This window comes from Streptomyces misionensis (assembly GCF_900104815.1).
GTDB classification, from domain to species: Bacteria; Actinomycetota; Actinomycetes; order Streptomycetales; family Streptomycetaceae; genus Streptomyces; species Streptomyces misionensis.
Genome location: NZ_FNTD01000004.1, coordinates 2,373,605 through 2,391,607 on the forward strand (window position 1 = coordinate 2,373,605; position 18,003 = coordinate 2,391,607).

Consider the following 18,003-nt stretch of genomic DNA (forward strand, 5'->3'; position numbering starts at 1 on the left):
TTACCGGCCACAGCCGAGACGCGCCGCGCCCCTGGGCTTCCTGCCGTTGCCGGGCCGCCACGCCCCTGGCCGGCCGCGGCGGAGCATGCCCGAGGGGGGTGACCACCGGTGGTCACCCCCCTCGGGAGAGTCCTGTCGCAGCCGCGGGGCTAGCGGCCCTGTTGTTCGTCTCGTCGGCGCTGCCAGCGCTCCTCGATACGGTCCATCATCGAGCGCTTGGCACGCACCGGGCGCCGTACGGCGCCCGTCGGGTGCTCCCCCGGCTTCGGCGCTTTGCGCCAGCCCGTCACGGCGAGTACGGCGCAGCCGAGCATGACGAGGAAACCGACGACGCTGACCCAGATCAGCTGGGCGACCATTCCGGCCATGAGGAGCGCGATACCCACGAGGAAGCCCGCGACCGCCTGGTAGACCCGCCGCCGGGTGTACGTACGCAGCCCGCTTCCCTCAAGCGCCGACGCGAACTTGGGATCTTCGGCGTACAGCGCTCGCTCCATCTGCTCGAGCATGCGCTGCTCGTGCTCCGAGAGCGGCACGGAGTCCTCCTCATCGTGCGGTCGCCGGGGCGACCCGGGGGGTCCCTTCAGGATAGGCAGGGAATCGCCCCCGTGAAACCCGCCCCTCTACGCCAATTGACCAACCGGATTCCGTGCTGGCCGTCCCGGCTCGCCGATGCTTCCATTCCCCGGTGGCCGACCCGTCATGCCGGGTGGTGTACCTCGATCATACGGCGCAAACCCCACGATCGGGGGTCTTGTGGTGTACTCCATCCGCCGTCGACGCCCTGATCAGCGGCGCATCGGGCCGCGCACCGGGTACCGCGCTCAGAGCTCGGCCGCGCCCGGCGTCTCGCCCAGCACGTGCAGCTGGGTGGCGACGGAGTGGAACGCGGGCAGCTCGGCCGCCGCGGCCTCCAGTCTCAGCAGCGCGTCCAGGGCGGCGGGCTCGGTGTCGACCAGCACGCCGGGCACGAGGTCGGCGAAGACGCGCACGCCGTGCACCGCGCTCACCCTGAGGCCCGCTCCCTCGGCCAGCGCGGTCAGCTGGTCGGCGGTGAAGCGGCGCGGCATCGGGTCGCCGGCGCCCCAGCGGCCGTCGGGGTCGGTCAGGGCCTGCCGGGCCTCCGTGAAGTGGCCCGCGAGGGCGCGGGCGAACACGGCGCCGCCGAGTCCCGCGGCCAGCAGGCTGACGACGCCCTCGGAGCGCAGTGCGGCGACCGCGTTGCGCATGCTCTCGGCCGGGTCGTCCACGTACTCCAGGACGCCGTGGCACAGCACGGCGTCGTAGCCGCCGCGCTCCACCACGTCGAACAGTCCGTGCGCGTCGCCCTGGACGCCCTTGACCCGCTCGGCGACGCCGGCCTCGGCGGCGCGGCGCTCCAGCGCGAACAGCGCGTTGGGGCTGGGGTCGACCACGGTGACGCGGTGGCCGAGGCTGGCGAGGGGCACCGCGAAGTTGCCGCTGCCGCCGCCGGTGTCGAGGACGTCCAGCGCGTCCCGTCCCGTGGCCTTGACCCGCCGGTCGAGGGCGTCCTGGAGCACCTCCGAGACCACCGCGGTGCGCAGCGAGGCACGGGACCGGGAGGGGTCGGTGCGCAGCGACGCCGTACGCGGGCGGTCGGGGGAGACGGGCGGGCGCATCGGGTCCGACACGGCAGTTGGCTCCTCGGCAGGGCTGGACGGCTTCAGGCCACTCCACCCTATTGCCTCGGGCGCTCCGCCTGGTCATCGTGGGGGCCGCGGCCGTGTCCGTCTCGTACGGCGGACGCGGGACGCACCGCCCGTGGTCAGCCCGCGTCCGGTAGGTCACCACGGCCGCGCGGGCCGCCCCGGTCGCCGGGGTCCCGGCGGGGCTGGGGCAGGACCGGCTGGAGGACGAGCATCCGCTCCACGAGGCGCAGGAACATCCCCACGTCCCGTATCAGGTCGTCGGCGTCCCGCCGGCTCGCGGCGTCCCGGATGCCGGCCTCGGCGCGGGCGCGGCGGTCGGCGCCGGAGGCGAACAGGGCGCTCCACTCGGTGAGTTCGGGGGCGATCTCGGGGAGCACTTCCCAGGCGCTGCGGATCCGGGCCCGGCGGCGCGGGGAGGTCTCGGCGCGGCCGCGGGCGGCGAGCACGGCGGCGGCGGTGCGCAGGGCGGCGAGGTGGGCCGTCGCATAGCGCTCGTTCGGCGTGTCCAGGGCGGTGGCCTCGTCGAGGGCGGCGCGGGCCCGGGCCAGCAGGTCGAGGGCGGCGGGCGGGGCCGCGGCCCGGCGCGGGACGGGGTGCACGTCGCTCGCCGGGCCGGTCAGTGAGGGGGCAGGGCCGAGGGCGCGGCGCCGGCGGGCGGCGGCTGCGGACGAGTGGGCCATGACGAACCTCCTGTCGTCGGTGACGGCACGGGTGCCGTATGTGCCCATCGTGAGGTATGCCACTGACAATCCGTTCCGACCTGGTCTTTTGCCATGGCGGGAGTTGGGGCATAGTTTTGAACTGACCAGTCAGTGCAAAAAATGGACACGTCACACAGGGGGGCTTGTGGACGGCGCGCACGTCACGGCCGAGGGCCTCGGGCTGAAGGGACCCCGGGGGTGGGCCTTTCGCGGCATCACCCTGGACGCGGAACCCGGCTCGCTGATCGCAATCGAGGGACCGTCCGGCTCCGGCCGTACGTGTCTGCTGCTCGCGCTCACCGGACGGATGAAGCCCACCGAGGGAGTGGCCACCGTCGCCGGTTCCAAACTCCCCCGGCACATGGCGGCCGTGCGCCGTGTCAGCGCGCCGGCCAACGTGGCCGGGGTGACGGACCTCGAGCCGGCCCTGACCGTCGGCGAGCACCTGCGCGAACGGGCCCTGCTCCAGCGCCGGTTCGGCGACTCGCTGCGCGAGATGCTGCACCCCCGGGCCGGGCGCTCGCACGAGGCGCGGCTGCGGGTGGACGCGGCACTCGCCGCCGCCGGGCTCGACCTGGAGTCGCTGCCCAAGGGCTCCCGGACGGCCGTGCGCGACCTGGAGCGGGTGCAGGAGGTGCGCCTGTCGGTCGCGCTGGCCCTCGTCGGCGGGCCCCGGCTGCTGGGCGTGGACGACCTCGACATGAAGCTGTCGGACGCCGAACGCACCGAGGTGTGGGAGACGCTGCGCTCCCTCGCGCGCGCCGGGACGACGGTCCTGGCCGTGAGCCGCACCGCACCCGGGGACTGCGTCACCGTCCGCACGGACCACGGCGCCGGCCAGGGCGCCGAGGACCCCCACGAGACGGCCGCGCGGCCGGACGACCCCAAGGAGGACGCCGATGCGCTCGCCTAGGCTGGCCGCCCTCGAACTGCGGCGCTTCGGACGCGGGAAGCTGCCCCGCGCCGCCCTCGTCGCCCTGCTCGTGCTCCCGCTGCTCTACGGCGCCCTGTACCTGTGGTCCTTCTGGGACCCCTACGGCCGCCTGGACCGCATCCCGGTGGCCCTGGTCAACGACGACAAGGGCGCCACGGCGGACGGCCGGAAGATCACCGCGGGCGACGACATCGTCGCCGGGCTGCGCGACAGCCGGAGCTTCGAATGGCACGAGGTGAGCGACGCCGAGGCCCGCGAGGGCGTCGAGAACGGCACGTACTACCTGTCGCTGACCATGCCGGCCGACTTCAGCGAGCGCGTCGCCTCCAGTTCCGGCGACTCCCCGGAGACCGGCGCCCTCCAGGTGCGCACCAACGACGCCAACAACTACATCGTCGGGCAGATCTCCCGCACCGTCTTCAACGAGGTGCGCACCGCCGCGTCCACCAAGGCGTCGCGGAGCTTCCTGGACAAGATCTTCATCTCCTTCTCCGGCATCCACGACAAGACCGTCACGGCCGCCGAGGGGGCCGACAAGCTCAACTCCGGCCTGGGGAAGGCGGAAAAGGGCTCCAAGGACCTCGCCGACGGGCTCGGCGACGCCAAGAGCGGCAGCGGCAAGCTGGCCAAGGGCCTGAAGAAGCTGAACAAGGGCGCCGGTGACCTGCAGAGCGGCTCCCGCCAGGTCGCCGACGGCACCCAGGCGCTCGCCGACAAGGTCAACGGCGTCTACGCCGAGGCCGGTCCGTTCCTCAAGGACAACGAGAAGACCATCGGCGACACCGCCGGCCTGGTCGCCGACTCGGCCAAGGCCGTCCAGGACAACCTCGACGCGCTGGTGGCGCACGCGCCGCAGGCCGCGAAGAACGCCCGGCTGTCCGCCACCGTCCTCGCCGACCTCTACCACGCGCGCTGCGCGACCGCCACCGTCCCCGACCCCTTCTGCCCCCAGCTGAAGAAGGCCGAGCAGGCCGCCGAGGACGTGGCCGGTGTCGCCGACGACCTCAACACCCTGATCGCCGACCAGAACGGCGACCTGACCGCCATGCGGGCCGACCTGGGCACCCTGCGCAAGCAGGCCCGCGCCCTCCAGCGGACCGCGCCCCACCTCTCCGAGGACGTCGACGACGCGGTCAAGAAGATCAACGAACTGAACGACGGCGCGCAGAAGGTCGCCACCGGCGCCAAGAAGCTGCACACCGGGATCGGCACCGCCCAGACCGGCGCGACCGCCCTCGACAAGGGCATCGGCACCGCCGAGACCGGCGCCCAGAGCCTCAACGGCGGCCTGTACAAACTGGCCGACGGTTCCGACCGGCTCGCCGGCGGACTGCACGACGGCGCCAAGAAGATCCCCGACTACGACAAGCACGACCGCGACGAGCGCACCGGCGTGATGGCCGACCCGGTCCAGCTGGCCTCCCACGATCTGCACAAGGCGCCCAACTACGGCACCGGGTTCGCCCCTTACTTCATCCCGCTGTCCCTGTGGGTGGGCGCGATGGTGGCCTACATGCTGATCCCGCCGCTCAACCGGCGTGCCCTGGCGGCCGGTTCGCCGGCCTGGCGGATCGCGTTCGCGGGCTGGCTGCCGGTGGTCGCCGTCGGCGTCCTCCAGGTGGGCGCGCTGATGGCCGTACTGCACTGGGCGATCGGGCTGCGGATGCTGCGGGGGGCGGGCACGATCGGCTTCCTGTTCCTAGTCACCGCGTGCTTCGCGGCGATCGTGCAGTGGCTCAACGCCCGCTTCGGCGCGGCCGGCCGGATCCTGGTCCTCGCCCTGCTGATGCTCCAGTTGACCTCGGCGGGCGGCACCTATCCGGTGCAGACCAGCCCGGGCTTCTTCAACGCCATCCACCCGTATCTGCCGATGAGTTACATCGTGGCGGCGCTGCGCCGGCTGATCACGGGCGGCGGGCTCGGCCCGGTGTGGCAGGCGTGCGCGGTGCTGGCCGCGTTCACCGCGGGCGCCCTCGCGCTGACCGCGCTCGCGGCCCGGCGCCGGCAGGTGTGGACCCTGGACCGGCTGCACCCGGAGCTGAGCCTGTGACCCGCGGACGGGCCCGGCAGGGCCTCGGACCTGTGAGAATCGGTGCCATGGAAAGCAGCAGCGCCAGGTCCGGCGGCAGCACGCGCCGGGAGGCCACCCGGCAGAAGCTCTACGAGGCGGCCGTCACGCTCATCGCCGAGCAGGGCTTCTCCGCGACCACGGTGGACGAGATCGCCGAGCGGGCCGGAGTGGCCAAGGGCACGGTGTACTACAACTTCGCGAGCAAGTCGGTCCTCTTCGAGGAGCTGCTGAGGCACGGGGTCGGCCTGCTCACCGCCTCCCTGCGGGAGGCCGCGGAACGGACCGCGAGCGCGGGCGGCGGCAAGGTGGACGCGCTGGACGCGATGATCCGCGCCGGCCTGGTGTTCATCGACCGCTACCCCGCCTTCACCCAGCTCTACGTGGCCGAGTTGTGGCGCACCAACCGCGCCTGGCAGTCCACGCTGATGGTGGTGCGCCGGCAGGCCGTCGCGGTGGTCGAGGGGGTGCTGCGCGAGGGCGTGGCGGCCGGCGAGTTCAGCGACGAGATCGACGTCCAGCTGACGGCGGCCGCGCTGGTGGGCATGGTGCTGGTGGCCGCGCTGGACTGGAAGTCCTTCCAGCCCGAGCGTTCCCTGGACGATGTGCACGCGGCCCTGTCCCGGCTGCTCCAGGGCCGGGTCAGCGGGAGGGTCTGACCCGGCGGCGAGACGCGGAAGGCGCCGGTCCGCTGCCGGACCGGCGCCTTCGGCGTTCCCCCGTGCTCCCCCGTGTTTCCCCCTGGTACGGCCGGGCGGCGGGCGCCGTTCCGCCGCCCCGTGCCGGCGGTGCCGGGCCGCGCCCCCTTGCCGTGCCTCCACTGTCTCGTCCGCGCCGGGCCCGGCCCATCCGTGCGGCTACTCATCCGGGGGGCTAGGTACGGATACTCACGTCTGCGTGCGCGGGCCCAGGACGCGTGGGCCGCGGCCTGGCTACGATCGGCCGCGTGTCCGTGCTTCCCCTCGTCTTCACCAGTGGCTGGGCCAGCGGCGTCAACGCCTACGCGGTGGTGCTGCTGCTCGGCCTGTTCGGCGTGACGGGGGTGAGCGACGAGGTGCCCCAGGCGTTGCAGCGCCCCGAGGTGCTGGTCGTCGCGGGCGTGCTGTTCCTGTGCGAGGCGGCCGCGGACAAGATCCCGTACGTCGACTCGGTGTGGGACTCGGTGCACACCATCGTCCGGCCGGCCGCGGGCGCCTGGGTGGGCGCGCTGCTCGCCGGGCACGGCGGTTCCCTCTCGGACGTGGCCGCCGCGGCGGTCGGCGGTGCGACGGCGCTGGCCAGCCACTCGGTCAAGGCGGGGACGCGGATGGCGGTCAACGCCTCGCCGGAGCCGTTCAGCAACATCGCGCTGAGCATCGGTGAGGACCTGGGCGTCGCCGGGCTGGTCTCCTTCGCGCTGTTCCATCCCTGGGCGGCGGCGGTCGTCGCGGCCGCGCTGCTGGCCGCGGGACTGGTCGCGCTGTACTTCCTGGTCTCCCGCATCCGGCGCTTCCTGCGCCGCCGCGCCCGCCGCCGCCAGGCCCGCGGACCGGCTCCCCGCCCGTTCTGAGCCGCGCCGGGGCCGTGGCGGCCCGGCGCCGAGGCGCCGTCACGGAACGCGGCACCGGGCGCGGTCACATGAACGCCGGCGGCCTGCCTCCGGCGGACGGGCACGACGCCCCGGCACCAGCGCGGCCGGCGTCCCGGCGCCGGGACACGGGCGGGCGGCAGGCCGCCGCCGCCCGCCCGCGCAGCGGACTGTCGGTGGCGGTCGCTAAAGTCGCAGGCATGGCACGGATCGCGGTGATGGGCGCCGGTATGGGCGCGATGGCGGCCGCCGCCCGGCTGGCCGTCGCGGGCCACCGGGTGGTGGTGTACGAGCGCACGGACACCTACGGCGGTGCGGTGCGCCGGCTGGAGCGGGACGGCTTCGGCTTCGACACCGGCCCGGGGCTGCTGACGCTGCCCGCCGTCTACCGCGACCTGTTCGTCAAGACCGGCAAGGAGCCGCTGGAGGAGTGCGTCGAGCTGGTCCAGGTCGACCCCTCCGCCCGGCATGTGTTCGCGGACGGCACCGAGGTCGCGCTGCCGAACGCCTCGCGCGCGGGCGTCGTCGCGGCGCTGGACGAGGCGCTGGGCGGCGGCGCGGGCGCGCGCTGGGGAGACTTCCTGGTGCGGGCCCGCGAGGCCTGGGACCGCACCCGCCGGCCGCTGCTGGAGGAACCCCTGTGGTCGAACTGGCAGGTGCTGGCGGACAAGGAGCCCTACCCGGCCGTCCCGCACAAGCGTCTGCTCCGCACCCGCCGGGCCGCCACGCTGGCCGAGATCGGCGCCTGGGAGCTGCGCGATCCCCGGCTGGCCGCGCTGCTCGCCGGGTACGCGCTGGCCCACGGCGTCGATCCCGCCTCGGCCCCGGCGAGCGCTGCCGTGCTGCCGTACATGGAGCACGCCTTCGGCACCTGGTACGTACGCGGCGGGATACGGGAGTTGGCGCGCGCGGTGTACGAACGCTGCCTGGCCCGGCGGGTGGAGTTCGTCTTCGGCACCGAGATCACCCGGGTCCTGACCGAGGACGGCCGGGTCACCGGCGTCGAGCTGCGCGCCGGCGCGTCCGGGGCTTCCGGTTCCGCGGGAGCGACGGTGGCGGAGGCGGAGTTCGTGGTCGGCGCGGAGCCCTGGCGGCTGGGCGGCCAGGTGGAGGGCACGCCGTACGGGGCCGGGACGGTCGCTCCGCGGCCCGAGGACCGGTTCCCGGGGCGGATGGTGGTGTGCCTGGCGCTGCGCGGCGCCCGCGAGCCCGGCGCCGCGCACCGCACGGTCGTGCACTCGGCCGACCCCGAGGGCGAGTTGGACCTGTTCCGGCACGGCACCCCGCCGAAGCTGCCGACGGTCCGGATCGACCGGCCAAACGACGCGGCGCTGCGCCCGGACGACGCCCACGAGTCGATGGTGCTGACGGCGACGGTACCGGCGGCGACACGCTGCGACTGGGGGGCGCCGGGGGTCGCCGACGCGTTCGCCGAGCGCATGATCACCGCCGCCGAGCGCGCGGTGCCCGACCTGCGGGAGCGGACGCTGTGGCGTGAGGTGCGCACCCCCCTGGACACCGCGCGGGAGACGGGTGCCACGGGCGGTGCGGTGCCGCCGCCCGCGCTGGCCGCGCCGCAGGGCGTGCTGCACCCGGCCAACGGCACGGCGATCACGGGTCTGTTCGGCGTCGGCGGCTGGTCCCACCCGGGCGGCGGGCTGCCGCACGCGGGGATGTCGGGCGCGCTGGTGGCGGGCCTGGTCGTGGAGGGCCCGGACTTCCGGGGCTCGCAGTGACTCCGGGCTCGCGGTGAGCGGGGCCTGAGCCTCAGTAGCGGTACTGCTCGTCGTACCCGGCGTCCGGCTGCCGGCCGTGTCCCTGGTACGGGTACGGCTGCTCCTGCGGGAGTTCGCCGCCGTGCCCCTCGTCGGTGCGCTGCTGCGGGACCCACACCCCGCCGGGCGGCGTCTCGCCGTAACCGGCGGTGTACGGGTCCTGGGCGTAGCCCTGCTGGCCGTACTGCTGCTGGGCGTAGCCGGGGTCGTAGCCCGCGCCGCCGTAGGACTGGCTGCCGATGTAGGGGTCCGAGTAGTTGGCGTAGCCCTGCTGGGGGGCGGCGTCGTAGCCGTATCCCTGCTGTGCGTACCCGGAGTAGTCGTAGGTCTCCTGGCCCTGCTGCGGGACGGGGTGGCCGGCGGTGTCGCCGTACACGCCGTAGTTGCCGGTGTCGTCGGGCAGCGGCTGCGGCTCGTAGACGGCGGTGGTCTCGGCGGCCGTGGGGCGCGCGGGTGAGAAGACGTCGTCGTAGTCGTCGTAGACGTCGTCGGCCGGGGCGGGGGCGCCCGCCTCCTGACCCAAGTCGGCCTGGGGCGGGGCCTGTTCGTCGCCGGGTCCGGCGGGGGGCCCCGCCACCGGTCCGGGCCGGCCCGCCCGGCCGCGGCGGCGCTTGCTGCCGCCGGACGCGGCGGCCGCGTCGGCGCCGGGGCGCCGGACCGCCCAACCGGCCACGAAGCCGCGGCGGAAGGAGAGGGTGACCAGGGTCTGGCCGACCGTGAAGGCGATCGCGCCCGCCCCGATCACGAGGACGGACGGCATCATGACGCCGGCCACCACGCCGAGGAACCCGGCGAAGGCCAGCAGTCGCCAGCGCAGCCGCGCCTTGTACTGCAGCAGCACCTCGCCGAGCAACCACAGCGCGACGACGCCGAACGCGATGTAGAGGACCGTCCAGCCCATGTACGCCCCTCTCCCAGTGGCCGTTACGCAGTGTGTCGCACCACGGTGCGGCAGGTCTAGGCCTGCGGGGGGTGGTGCAGGCCCAGGTTCTCGTAGATCTCCAGGGTCGCCGTGGAGTTGTTGAGCGTGATGAAGTGCAGTCCGGGCACGCCTTCGGACAGCAGCCGCGCGCAGAACTCCGTGGCGAAGTCGATACCGATGGAGCGTACCGCCGCCGGATCGTCCTTCGCCGCGAGGATCCGCTCTTTCAGGGCGTCGGGGACATCGGCGTTGCTGAGTTTCGGCAGTCGTTCCAGCATCTTCACACTGGTGACCGGCAGGACCTCGGGGATCACCGGGGTGTCGCAGCCCGCGTCCGCGACCCGGTCGCGCAGCCGCAGGTAGGACTCCGGCCGGAAGAACATCTGGGTGATGGCGTAGTCGGCGCCGGCGCGGCACTTGTCCACGAAGTGGGCGACGTCGGTGTCCCAGTCCGAGGAGCGGGGGTGCATCTCCGGGAACGCGGCGACGCCCACGCAGAAGTCGCCCGACTCCTTGATGAGGCGCACCAGTTCGGCCGCGTAGGTCAGGCCCCGGGGGTGCGGCACCCACTGGCCCATGGGGTCGCCGGGCGGGTCGCCGCGCACGGCGAGCATGTTGCGGATGCCGGCGTCCGCGTACTGGCCGATGATGTTGCGCAGTTCGGCGACGGAGTGGTCGACCGCGGTGAGGTGGGCGACCGGGGTGAGCGTGGTGTCGGCGACGATCTGCTGGGTCTCCTTGACGGTGCCCGCGCGGGTGGACCCGCCGGCACCGTAGGTCACGGAGACGAAGTCGGGCGCGACCGCCTCGACCCTGCGCAGCGCGCTCCACAGGTTTCGCTCGCCCTTGGGGGTCTTCGGCGCCGAGAACTCGAACGAGTACGTCTTCTTGCCGCCGGCGAGGATCTCGCGCACGGTGCGTGCGCGATCAGTCCTGGTGGATGCGGTTCCGAGGGCCATACCCGCAGGTTAGCCAGGTGATGACGGTCCCCCAACCAAACCGGGGAAAATTGCCCGATTTGTCGATTTGCCGTCCATCCCTTGGGACGGACCGTCCGAAACGGTGCCGCGGGAGCCCGCTCAGACCTGCCGCAGCCGCTTGGCGAACTCGGCCGCCGCGGCGCCCGGGTCCTCGGCCTCGGTGAGCGCGCGGACCACGACCACCCGGCGGGCCCCGGCGTCCAGCACCTCGTCCAGATTGCCGAGGTCGATGCCGCCGATGGCGAACCAGGGGCGGTCGGTGCCGAGCGCGGCGGTGTACCGGACCAGGCCGAGACCGGGGGCGGGGCGGCCGGGCTTGGTCGGGGTGGGCCAGCAGGGGCCCGTGCAGAAGTAGTCCACGCCTTCCTGGACGGCGGCCGCGGCGGCCTCCTCCTCGGCGTGCGTGGAGCGGCCGATCAGCACGTCGTCGCCGAGGATCGCGCGGGCCGCCGGGACCGGCAGGTCGCCCTGCCCGAGGTGCAGCACGCCGGCGCGGGCGGCGTGCGCCACGTCTGCCCGGTCGTTGACCGCGAGCAGCTTGCCGTGGCGGGCGCAGGCGTCGGCGAGGACCTCCAGGTGGGCCAGCTCCTCGGCGGCCTCCATGCCCTTGTCGCGCAGCTGCACGATGTCGACACCGCCGGCCAGCACCGCGTCCAGGAACTCGGGCAGGTCGCCCTGGCGCTTGCGGGCGTCCGTGCACAGGTAGAGGCGGGCGTCGGCGAGCGCGGCGCGGGCGGTGTCGGACATGCGTGGTCCCCCCGGGGGTCGGTGTGTTCGCTGGGTCGGCGGGTGGCGTACGGGCGCGGGGCGCCGTACGCCACCCCCTCAGGCGGTCGGGCTCAGACGGCCAGCGCCTGGGCGCGGCGCTTCACCTCCGTGCCGCGATTCTCGCTGAGGGCCTGCGCGGGGGTGCCGGGCAGGGTCGGGTCGGGGGTGAAGAGCCATTCGATCATCTCTTCGACCGTGAAGCCGTCGTCCCGCAGGAGCGTCAGGGTCCCGGACAGGCCCTTGACGACCTTGTCCCCGTCGATGAAGGCGGCGGGGACGTGCAGCGCGCGGTTCTCACCTCGGCGTACGGCGATCAGCTGGCCCTCCTTGACCAGCTGCCGCACGCGCGTCACCTCGACGCCGAGCTGTTCGGCGATGTCGGGGAGGGTGAGCCAGGCGGGGACGAGAGCATCGATCTTTGCGTCAATCTCGGTCACGGGTACTAGCGTAGGCGTTCGGCCGGGGGTGGTGCCTTATGTGGTGGTTCGACCGCGGGTCCGCCGGGGCCGGTCGCGCTCGCGCCGCCCGGACCGGGGCCGTGCCCCCGCCGGGGGCCGGTCAGCCGGCCGTGGCGTCCTTCAGCGGCCTGCCCGGGTCCGCCAGCGCCCGCGGGTCCATCGCGCGGCCCGCCTCGATCAGCCGCCGGCCCTGGGCCAGGTCCCTCGGGCGGCCCACCGCCAGGAGGGCGACCAGGCGGTCCTCGCGCAGCCAGCAGACCGTCCAGGCGGGGCTCGCGGGGTCGCCGCGCCAGACCAGGCGGTCGGCGGCGGCGTGGTGGCCGGCGTACTGGACGAAGCGGCCGAACTGCTCGGACCAGAAGTACGGCACCGGGTCGTAGACGGCGTCGGTCTCGCCGAGGATGTTCGCGGCGACCGTGCGCGGGCCCTGGAGGGCGTTGTCCCAGTGGTGGACGAGCAGCCGCTCGCCGTAGCGGGCCGAGGGGAAGGAGGCGCAGTCGCCGACGGCGTACACCCCGGGCGCGGAGGCGCGCAGCCGGGCGTCGGTGACGACCTCGCCGAACGCGCCCAGCTCGATGCCGGAGCCGGCCAGCCAGCCGGTGGCGGGGCGGGCGCCGATGCCGACGACGACCGCGCCCGCGGGCAGCCGGGTGCCGTCGGCGAGCACCACCGCGCCGGGCTCGACGCGCTCCACGCGGGCGCCGGTGCGCAGTTCGGCGCCGCTGTCGGCGTACCAGCCGGCCATGGGCGCGGCGACCTCGGCGGGCAGCACCCCGGCGAGCGGCCGGTCGGCGGCCTCGACGACGGTCACCGCGCAGCCCGCCTCGCGGGCCGCCGTGGCGAACTCGGCGCCGATCCAGCCCGCGCCGACGACCACGACGTCGTGCTGCCGGGCGAGCACGGGCCGCAGCCGTTCGGCGTCGTCCAGGGTGCGCAGCAGATGCACGCCGGGCACGCCCTCGGTGCCGGGCAGGGTGACCGGTTCCGCGCCGATGGCGAGGACCAGGACGTCGTACGGCACCGGGCCCGCCTCGGTGTCCAGCTCCCGGTCGCCGGGGCGGACGCCGCGGGCCTCGCAGCCGAGCCTGAGGTCGACGCCGAGCGAGTCGAAGTCGAGGTCGAAGGCGGAGCCCTCGGCCTTGCCGAGCAGCACGGCCTTGGACAGCGGGGGCCGGTCGTACGGCTGGTGCGGTTCGGCGCCGATGACGGTCACCTCGCCCGCGAAGCCCTGTTCCCGCAGGGCGACCGCGGTCTGCACCCCGGCCATGCCCGCGCCGACGACGACCACGCGCCGCGTCCGTGCCGTGCCCTCTTGCGCTGTCTGCTCGCTCACCCGCCCACCATAGACACGTGACGATCAGTCAGTCAGCGTGCGTCCTCGGTGAGCTGTTCCACAACGCTCGTGCCGGAGCCGGGCCCGGACTCCCACTCCCAGGTCTCCTCCAGGCGCACCCGGCCGTCGGGCAGTTCCACGACCGTGGAGACACAGTGCCCCGAGGCCGTCGTCCCGTCGGTCCGCAGCTGCACGTACCGGAAGTCCAGCCGGTCGCCCTCGCGGGTGCCGACCAGATGGCCGCGGACGATGTCGCCGCCCCGGTACTCGGCCCAGACGGCGCCGTCCTCCTCGTGGTACGCGAACCGGGTGCGGGTGCCCACCTGACCCGCGGACTGGTCCGCGACGGGGGCGAGATGGAGTCCGTCCAGTGAAACGGCCATGGGCGAGGGCTCCCTTACGGGTGAGGAGGGGGTCGGGCTAGGGTGGCCACCGTACAAGCACTCGCGGGAGCCCGGACGCACCGGGCTGAGAGGGAGGCTGGCGGCCTCCGACCGTACGAACCTGATCCGGGTCATGCCGGCGAAGGGAGGGGCTGGACGCCCATGCCGTCACGTACGTCCGACACATCCGACGTCCTTGTCGTCGGAGGCGGGATCATCGGCCTGGTCACGGCCTGGCGGGCCGCGCAGCGCGGGCTCGCCATCGCCGTGGTGGACCCCGCGCCCGGAGGCGGGGCCGCCCAGGTCGCGGCCGGGATGCTGGCCGCGGTCACCGAACTGCACTACGGCGAGGAGACCCTGCTCGCCCTGAACCTGCGCTCGGCGCGCCGCTACCCGGAGTTCGCGGCCGAGCTGACCGAGGCGAGCGGCCGGGACCTCGGCTACCGCCGGTGCGGCACGCTCGCGGTCGCGCTGGACGGCGACGACCGCGCCCATCTGCGGGATCTGCACGCCCTGCAGCAGCGCTGCGGCCTGGAGTCGCAGTGGCTGTCCGGGCGGGAGTGCCGCCGCCTGGAGCCGATGCTGGCGCCCGGGGTGCGCGGCGGGCTGCGGGTCGACGGCGACCACCAGATCGACCCGCGCCGGCTGGCCGCGGCCCTGCTGACCGCGTGCGAGCGGGCCGGGGTGGTGTTCCACCGGGTGTGGGCCGAGCGGCTCGACGTGGCGGGCGGCCGGGCCGCCGGGGTCACCACGGCGGACGGCACGGCGCTCGCCGCCGGGCGGGTGGTGCTCGCGGGCGGCAGCCTCAGCGGCCGGCTCGCGGGGGTGCCCCGGGAGGTGCTGCCGCCGGTGCGGCCGGTGAAGGGGCAGGTGCTGCGGCTGACGGTGCCGCGGCGGTCGGCGCCCTTCCTCAGCCGTACCGTGCGGGCCGTGGTCCGCGGCGGGCAGGTCTACCTGGTGCCCCGGGAGAACGGCGAGCTGGTCGTCGGCGCCACCAGCGAGGAGCTGGGCTGGGACACGACGGTCACCGCGGGCGGGGTCTACGAGCTGCTGCGCGACGCCCACGAGCTGGTGCCGGGCATCACCGAACTGCCGCTCACCGAGACCCGCGCCGGGCTGCGTCCCGGCTCCCCGGACAACGCGCCGCTGCTCGGCCCGTCCGGCCTCGACGGGCTGCTGCTCGCCACCGGGCACCACCGCAACGGGGTGCTGCTCACGCCGGTCACCGGGGATGTGATGGGGCAGCTGCTGGCCGACGGCGAGCTGCCGCAGGAAGCCCGTCCGTTCACACCGCAGCGCTTCGGCGCCGTCCTCATGGAGCAGCCCGCATGACCGCCCAGCCGTTCACCATCTCCGTCAACGGGGAGCGCCGGGAGGTCTCCCCCGGCACCGCCCTCGACACCGTCGTACGGTCGCTGGTCCGGTCTCCCTCCGGGGTGGCGGCCGCCGTCAACGAGACCGTCGTCCCGCGCACCCGGTGGGCGAGCACCGCGCTCGCCGAGGGCGACCGGGTCGAGGTCCTCACCGCGGTGCAGGGGGGCTGAGCCATGACGGACGATTCCCTGGTCATCGGCGGTACGGCCGTCGGGTCGCGGCTGATCATGGGCACCGGCGGGGCGCCCAGCCTGGAAGTACTGGAGCGGGCGCTGGTCGCCTCCGGGACGGAGCTGACGACCGTCGCGATGCGGCGGGTGGACCCCTCGGTGCACGGCTCGGTGCTGTCGGTGCTGGAGAAGCTCGGCATCCGGGTGCTGCCGAACACGGCGGGGTGCTTCACCGCCGGGGAGGCGGTGCTGACCGCGCGGCTGGCGCGGGAGGCGCTGGGCACGGACCTGGTGAAGCTGGAGGTCATCGCCGACGAGCGGACCCTGCTGCCCGATCCGGTGGAGCTGCTGGACGCGGCGGAGACCCTGGTGGACGACGGCTTCACGGTGCTGCCGTACACCAACGACGACCCGGTGCTGGCGCGGAAGCTGGAGGACGTGGGCTGCGCCGCGGTGATGCCGCTGGGCTCGCCGATCGGGTCCGGGCTCGGCATCCGCAACCCGCACAACTTCCAGCTGATCGTGGAGCGGGCCGGGGTGCCGGTGATCCTGGACGCGGGGGCCGGCACGGCGTCGGACGTGGCGCTGGCGATGGAGCTGGGCTGCGCCGGGGTGATGCTGGCGTCCGCGGTGACGCGCGCGCAGGAGCCGGAGCTGATGGCGGCGGCGATGCGGCACGCGGTGTCGGCGGGCCGGCTGGCGCGGCTCGCGGGGCGCATCCCCCGGCGGTACTGGGCCCAGGCGTCCTCACCCGAGGAGGGCCTGGCCGCGCTGGACCCCGAGCGCCCCGCGTTCTGAGCCCGCGGGCGGCGTGACCGGCCCGTCACACACCGCGGAGCCCGTGGTGGGAAGCGTCACAGCCCCGCTGCAATACCGGGGCGGGGGCCGCCGGCGGGGCGGTGCCGGCCGTGCGGGCTCGTAGACTCGCCGATGTGGATACGACCCTTCAGGACGCTCTCGTCGGGCAGGTGCTCGACGGTCGCTATCGCGTGGACGCGCGGATCGCGGCCGGCGGGATGGCCACGGTGTACCGGGCCCTGGACACCCGCCTGGACCGGGTGCTCGCGCTGAAGGTGATGCATCCGGCGCTCGCGGCCGACGGGGCGTTCGTGGAGCGGTTCATCCGGGAGGCCAAGTCCGCGGCCCGGCTCGACCACCCCAACGTGGTGCAGGTCTTCGACCAGGGGACCGACCGGTCCTATGTGTACATGGCGATGGAGTACGTCCCCGGCTGCACCCTGCGGGACGTGCTGCGCGAGCGCGGTGCGCTGCGCCCGCGCGCCGCGCTGGACATCCTGGAGCCGGTCCTCGCCGCGCTCGGCGCCGCGCACCGGGCCGGGTTCGTGCACCGCGACATGAAGCCCGAGAACGTGCTGATAGGCGACGACGGCCGGGTCAAGGTCGCCGACTTCGGGCTGGTGCGCTCGGTGGACACGGTGACCAGCACGACCGGTTCCGTGCTCGGCACCGTGGCCTATCTCGCGCCCGAGCAGCTCGACCAGGGCACCGCCGACCCCCGCGTGGACGTCTACGCGTGCGGTGTCGTCCTCTACGAGATGCTGACCGGCGCCAAGCCGCACTCCGGGGACACCCCCGCCCAGGTGCTCTACCGGCACGTCAACGAGGACGTGCCGCCGCCGTCGGCGCTGGTGCCGGGGCTGCCGCCGCAGCTGGACGCGCTGGTCGCGGCGGCCACCGCCCGCGCCCCCGAGGTGCGCCCGGGCGACGCCGTCGCGCTGCTCGCCCAGGCCCGCGAGGCCCGCGCCGCGCTGACCGAGGAGCAGCTGGACGCCGTACCGCCGCAGGCGAGGTCCGTGGAGCACGACAACGCGGACGACCGTACGAGCGTGATCCCGCGCGCGCTGACCGTGCCCCGGCCGCTGCCCGTCGACGGGGACCCGGGCGACGGCGTCGGCCACACCGCCCGGTTCCAGGGCACCCCGCTCCCGCCGCGGCGCCGGCCCCGGCGGCTGATCCTCACCGTCGCGGTCGCCGTGCTGCTGGTGCTCGGCGCCGGCACCGGGGTCTGGTACATCAACTCGGGCCAGTTCACCAAGGTCCCGCCGCTGCTGACGAAGACCGAGGCACAGGCCAGGGACCGGCTGGAGCAGGCCGGGCTGCACGTCGGGAAGGTCGAGCGGGCCTACGACGACACCGTCGCGCGCGGCGCCGTGATCGGCACCGACCCGAAGCCCGGGGCCCGCATCCGCGACCACGACGCGGTGACGCTGACGGTCTCGCTCGGACCGGAGACGGTGAAGGTGCCCGACCTCGCCAACCTGCCGCTGGCCAAGGCGCGGGCGCGGCTGAAGGCGGCCGGTCTGGAACCGGGCATGGTCACCCGGCGGTTCAGCGACGAGGTCGACCAGGGCGCCGTGATCGCGACCACCCCCCGCACGGGCACCGAGCGGCACGCGGGCTCCGCGATCGCGCTGACCGTCAGCAAGGGCAGCCCCGTCGACGTACCGGACGTCACCGGCGACGACCCGGCCGACGCCCGGCAGGAGCTGACCGACGCCGGGCTGAAGGTGAGGATCGCGGGCACGCAGGTCAACTCCGAGTACGACAAGGGCAAGGTCGCCCGGCAGAGCCCCGGCGACGGCGGGCAGGCGGCCAGGGGCGACACGGTGACGCTCACCCTGTCCAAGGGCCCGCAGATGATCGAGGTCCCGGACGTGACCGGCGACAGCGTGGACGACGCGCACCAGGCACTGGAGGACGCCGGGTTCAAGGTGAACGAGGACCGCGGGCTGCTCGGGCTGTTCGGCGACACCGTGAAGAAGCAGTCGGTCGAGGGCGGCCGGACCGCGCCCAAGGGGTCCACCATCACCATCACCATCCGGTGACCGGGTTCACCCGGGACCGCGGTCCGGGGACACCGGCGGACATGACACCCTGAA

The 18,003-nt window shown here is 74.4% G+C and carries 18 protein-coding genes and 1 riboswitch; of the genes, 9 read left to right on the forward strand and 9 right to left on the reverse strand.

Annotated elements, in window-relative coordinates; genetic code table 11:
* Positions 1-149 precede the first annotated feature (149 nt).
* From BLW85_RS12380 to BLW85_RS12390, 3 genes are all read right to left on the reverse strand, one after another.
* Positions 150-536, reverse strand: coding sequence for a DUF3040 domain-containing protein (locus tag BLW85_RS12380; RefSeq protein WP_070028597.1), 387 nt, complete (start codon positions 534-536; stop codon positions 150-152).
* Positions 537-824: 288 nt separating this feature from the next.
* Positions 825-1,652, reverse strand: a complete 828-nt coding sequence (locus BLW85_RS12385; protein ID WP_070028598.1) for a class I SAM-dependent methyltransferase — start codon at positions 1,650-1,652, stop codon at positions 825-827.
* A 134-nt stretch (positions 1,653-1,786) separates the two neighbouring features.
* Complete coding sequence (locus tag BLW85_RS12390; protein ID WP_070028714.1) at positions 1,787-2,350, reverse strand: SAV_6107 family HEPN domain-containing protein; 564 nt, start codon at positions 2,348-2,350, stop codon at positions 1,787-1,789.
* Between the two features lie 166 nt (positions 2,351-2,516).
* On the opposite strand from BLW85_RS12390, the gene BLW85_RS12395 reads away from it, so the two are divergent.
* The 5 genes from BLW85_RS12395 (at position 2,517) to BLW85_RS12415 (ending at position 8,676) form a co-directional block, all read left to right on the forward strand.
* A complete protein-coding gene (locus tag BLW85_RS12395; protein WP_074992069.1) occupies positions 2,517-3,284 on the forward strand; it encodes an ATP-binding cassette domain-containing protein in 768 nt (255 codons plus the stop codon).
* A complete protein-coding gene (locus tag BLW85_RS12400; protein WP_074992070.1) occupies positions 3,271-5,355 on the forward strand; it encodes a YhgE/Pip domain-containing protein in 2,085 nt (694 codons plus the stop codon). The genes BLW85_RS12395 and BLW85_RS12400 overlap by 14 nt, the downstream gene beginning before the upstream one ends.
* Positions 5,356-5,402: 47 nt before the next feature.
* Complete coding sequence (locus BLW85_RS12405) at positions 5,403-6,032, forward strand: TetR/AcrR family transcriptional regulator (RefSeq protein ID WP_070028601.1); 630 nt, start codon at positions 5,403-5,405, stop codon at positions 6,030-6,032.
* Between the two features lie 287 nt (positions 6,033-6,319).
* A complete protein-coding gene (locus BLW85_RS12410) occupies positions 6,320-6,922 on the forward strand; it encodes a DUF4126 domain-containing protein (protein WP_070028715.1) in 603 nt (200 codons plus the stop codon).
* Between the two features lie 218 nt (positions 6,923-7,140).
* Positions 7,141-8,676, forward strand: a complete 1,536-nt coding sequence (locus BLW85_RS12415; RefSeq protein ID WP_074996050.1) for a phytoene desaturase family protein — start codon at positions 7,141-7,143, stop codon at positions 8,674-8,676.
* 31 nt (positions 8,677-8,707) lie between these two features.
* Here BLW85_RS12415 and BLW85_RS12420 read toward each other — a convergent pair whose 3' ends face one another.
* The 6 genes from BLW85_RS12420 to BLW85_RS12445 all read right to left on the reverse strand — a co-directional run bounded on the left by BLW85_RS12420 (position 8,708) and on the right by BLW85_RS12445 (position 13,559).
* A complete protein-coding gene (locus BLW85_RS12420) occupies positions 8,708-9,616 on the reverse strand; it encodes an SCO2102 family sporulation regulator (protein ID WP_074992071.1) in 909 nt (302 codons plus the stop codon).
* Between the two features lie 56 nt (positions 9,617-9,672).
* On the reverse strand, positions 9,673-10,596 hold the full coding sequence (metF, locus tag BLW85_RS12425) for a methylenetetrahydrofolate reductase [NAD(P)H] (protein WP_074992072.1): 924 nt from the start codon (positions 10,594-10,596) through the stop codon (positions 9,673-9,675).
* A 120-nt stretch (positions 10,597-10,716) separates the two neighbouring features.
* Positions 10,717-11,364: a thiamine phosphate synthase gene (thiE, locus tag BLW85_RS12430; RefSeq protein ID WP_074992073.1), complete on the reverse strand. Its 648-nt coding sequence runs from the start codon at positions 11,362-11,364 to the stop codon at positions 10,717-10,719.
* Positions 11,365-11,456: 92 nt separating this feature from the next.
* Positions 11,457-11,822 carry an Rv2175c family DNA-binding protein gene (locus BLW85_RS12435; RefSeq protein WP_055707421.1) on the reverse strand — a complete coding sequence of 122 codons (366 nt, stop codon included), beginning with the start codon at positions 11,820-11,822 and terminating at the stop codon, positions 11,457-11,459.
* A 121-nt stretch (positions 11,823-11,943) separates the two neighbouring features.
* Positions 11,944-13,176: an NAD(P)/FAD-dependent oxidoreductase gene (locus BLW85_RS12440; protein ID WP_074992074.1), complete on the reverse strand. Its 1,233-nt coding sequence runs from the start codon at positions 13,174-13,176 to the stop codon at positions 11,944-11,946.
* Positions 13,177-13,208: 32 nt separating this feature from the next.
* A complete protein-coding gene (locus BLW85_RS12445) occupies positions 13,209-13,559 on the reverse strand; it encodes an avidin-fold protein (RefSeq protein WP_070028607.1) in 351 nt (116 codons plus the stop codon).
* 53 nt (positions 13,560-13,612) lie between these two features.
* A riboswitch (TPP riboswitch) is annotated at positions 13,613-13,724 on the forward strand.
* On the opposite strand from BLW85_RS12445, the gene thiO reads away from it, so the two are divergent.
* The 4 genes from thiO (at position 13,722) to pknB (ending at position 17,949) form a co-directional block, all read left to right on the forward strand.
* Positions 13,722-14,891 (forward strand): glycine oxidase ThiO, encoded by a 1,170-nt coding sequence (gene thiO, locus BLW85_RS12450; protein WP_074992075.1) that lies wholly within the window; start codon positions 13,722-13,724, stop codon positions 14,889-14,891. (Overlaps the previous riboswitch by 3 nt.)
* Positions 14,888-15,103, forward strand: coding sequence for a sulfur carrier protein ThiS (gene thiS / locus BLW85_RS12455; protein ID WP_070028609.1), 216 nt, complete (start codon positions 14,888-14,890; stop codon positions 15,101-15,103). Before thiO ends, thiS begins: the two co-directional genes overlap by 4 nt.
* A gap of 3 nt (positions 15,104-15,106) precedes the next feature.
* On the forward strand, positions 15,107-15,901 hold the full coding sequence (locus BLW85_RS12460) for a thiazole synthase (RefSeq protein ID WP_070028610.1): 795 nt from the start codon (positions 15,107-15,109) through the stop codon (positions 15,899-15,901).
* A 134-nt stretch (positions 15,902-16,035) separates the two neighbouring features.
* Positions 16,036-17,949: a Stk1 family PASTA domain-containing Ser/Thr kinase gene (pknB, locus tag BLW85_RS12465; RefSeq protein ID WP_070028611.1), complete on the forward strand. Its 1,914-nt coding sequence runs from the start codon at positions 16,036-16,038 to the stop codon at positions 17,947-17,949.
* Positions 17,950-18,003 lie beyond the last annotated feature (54 nt).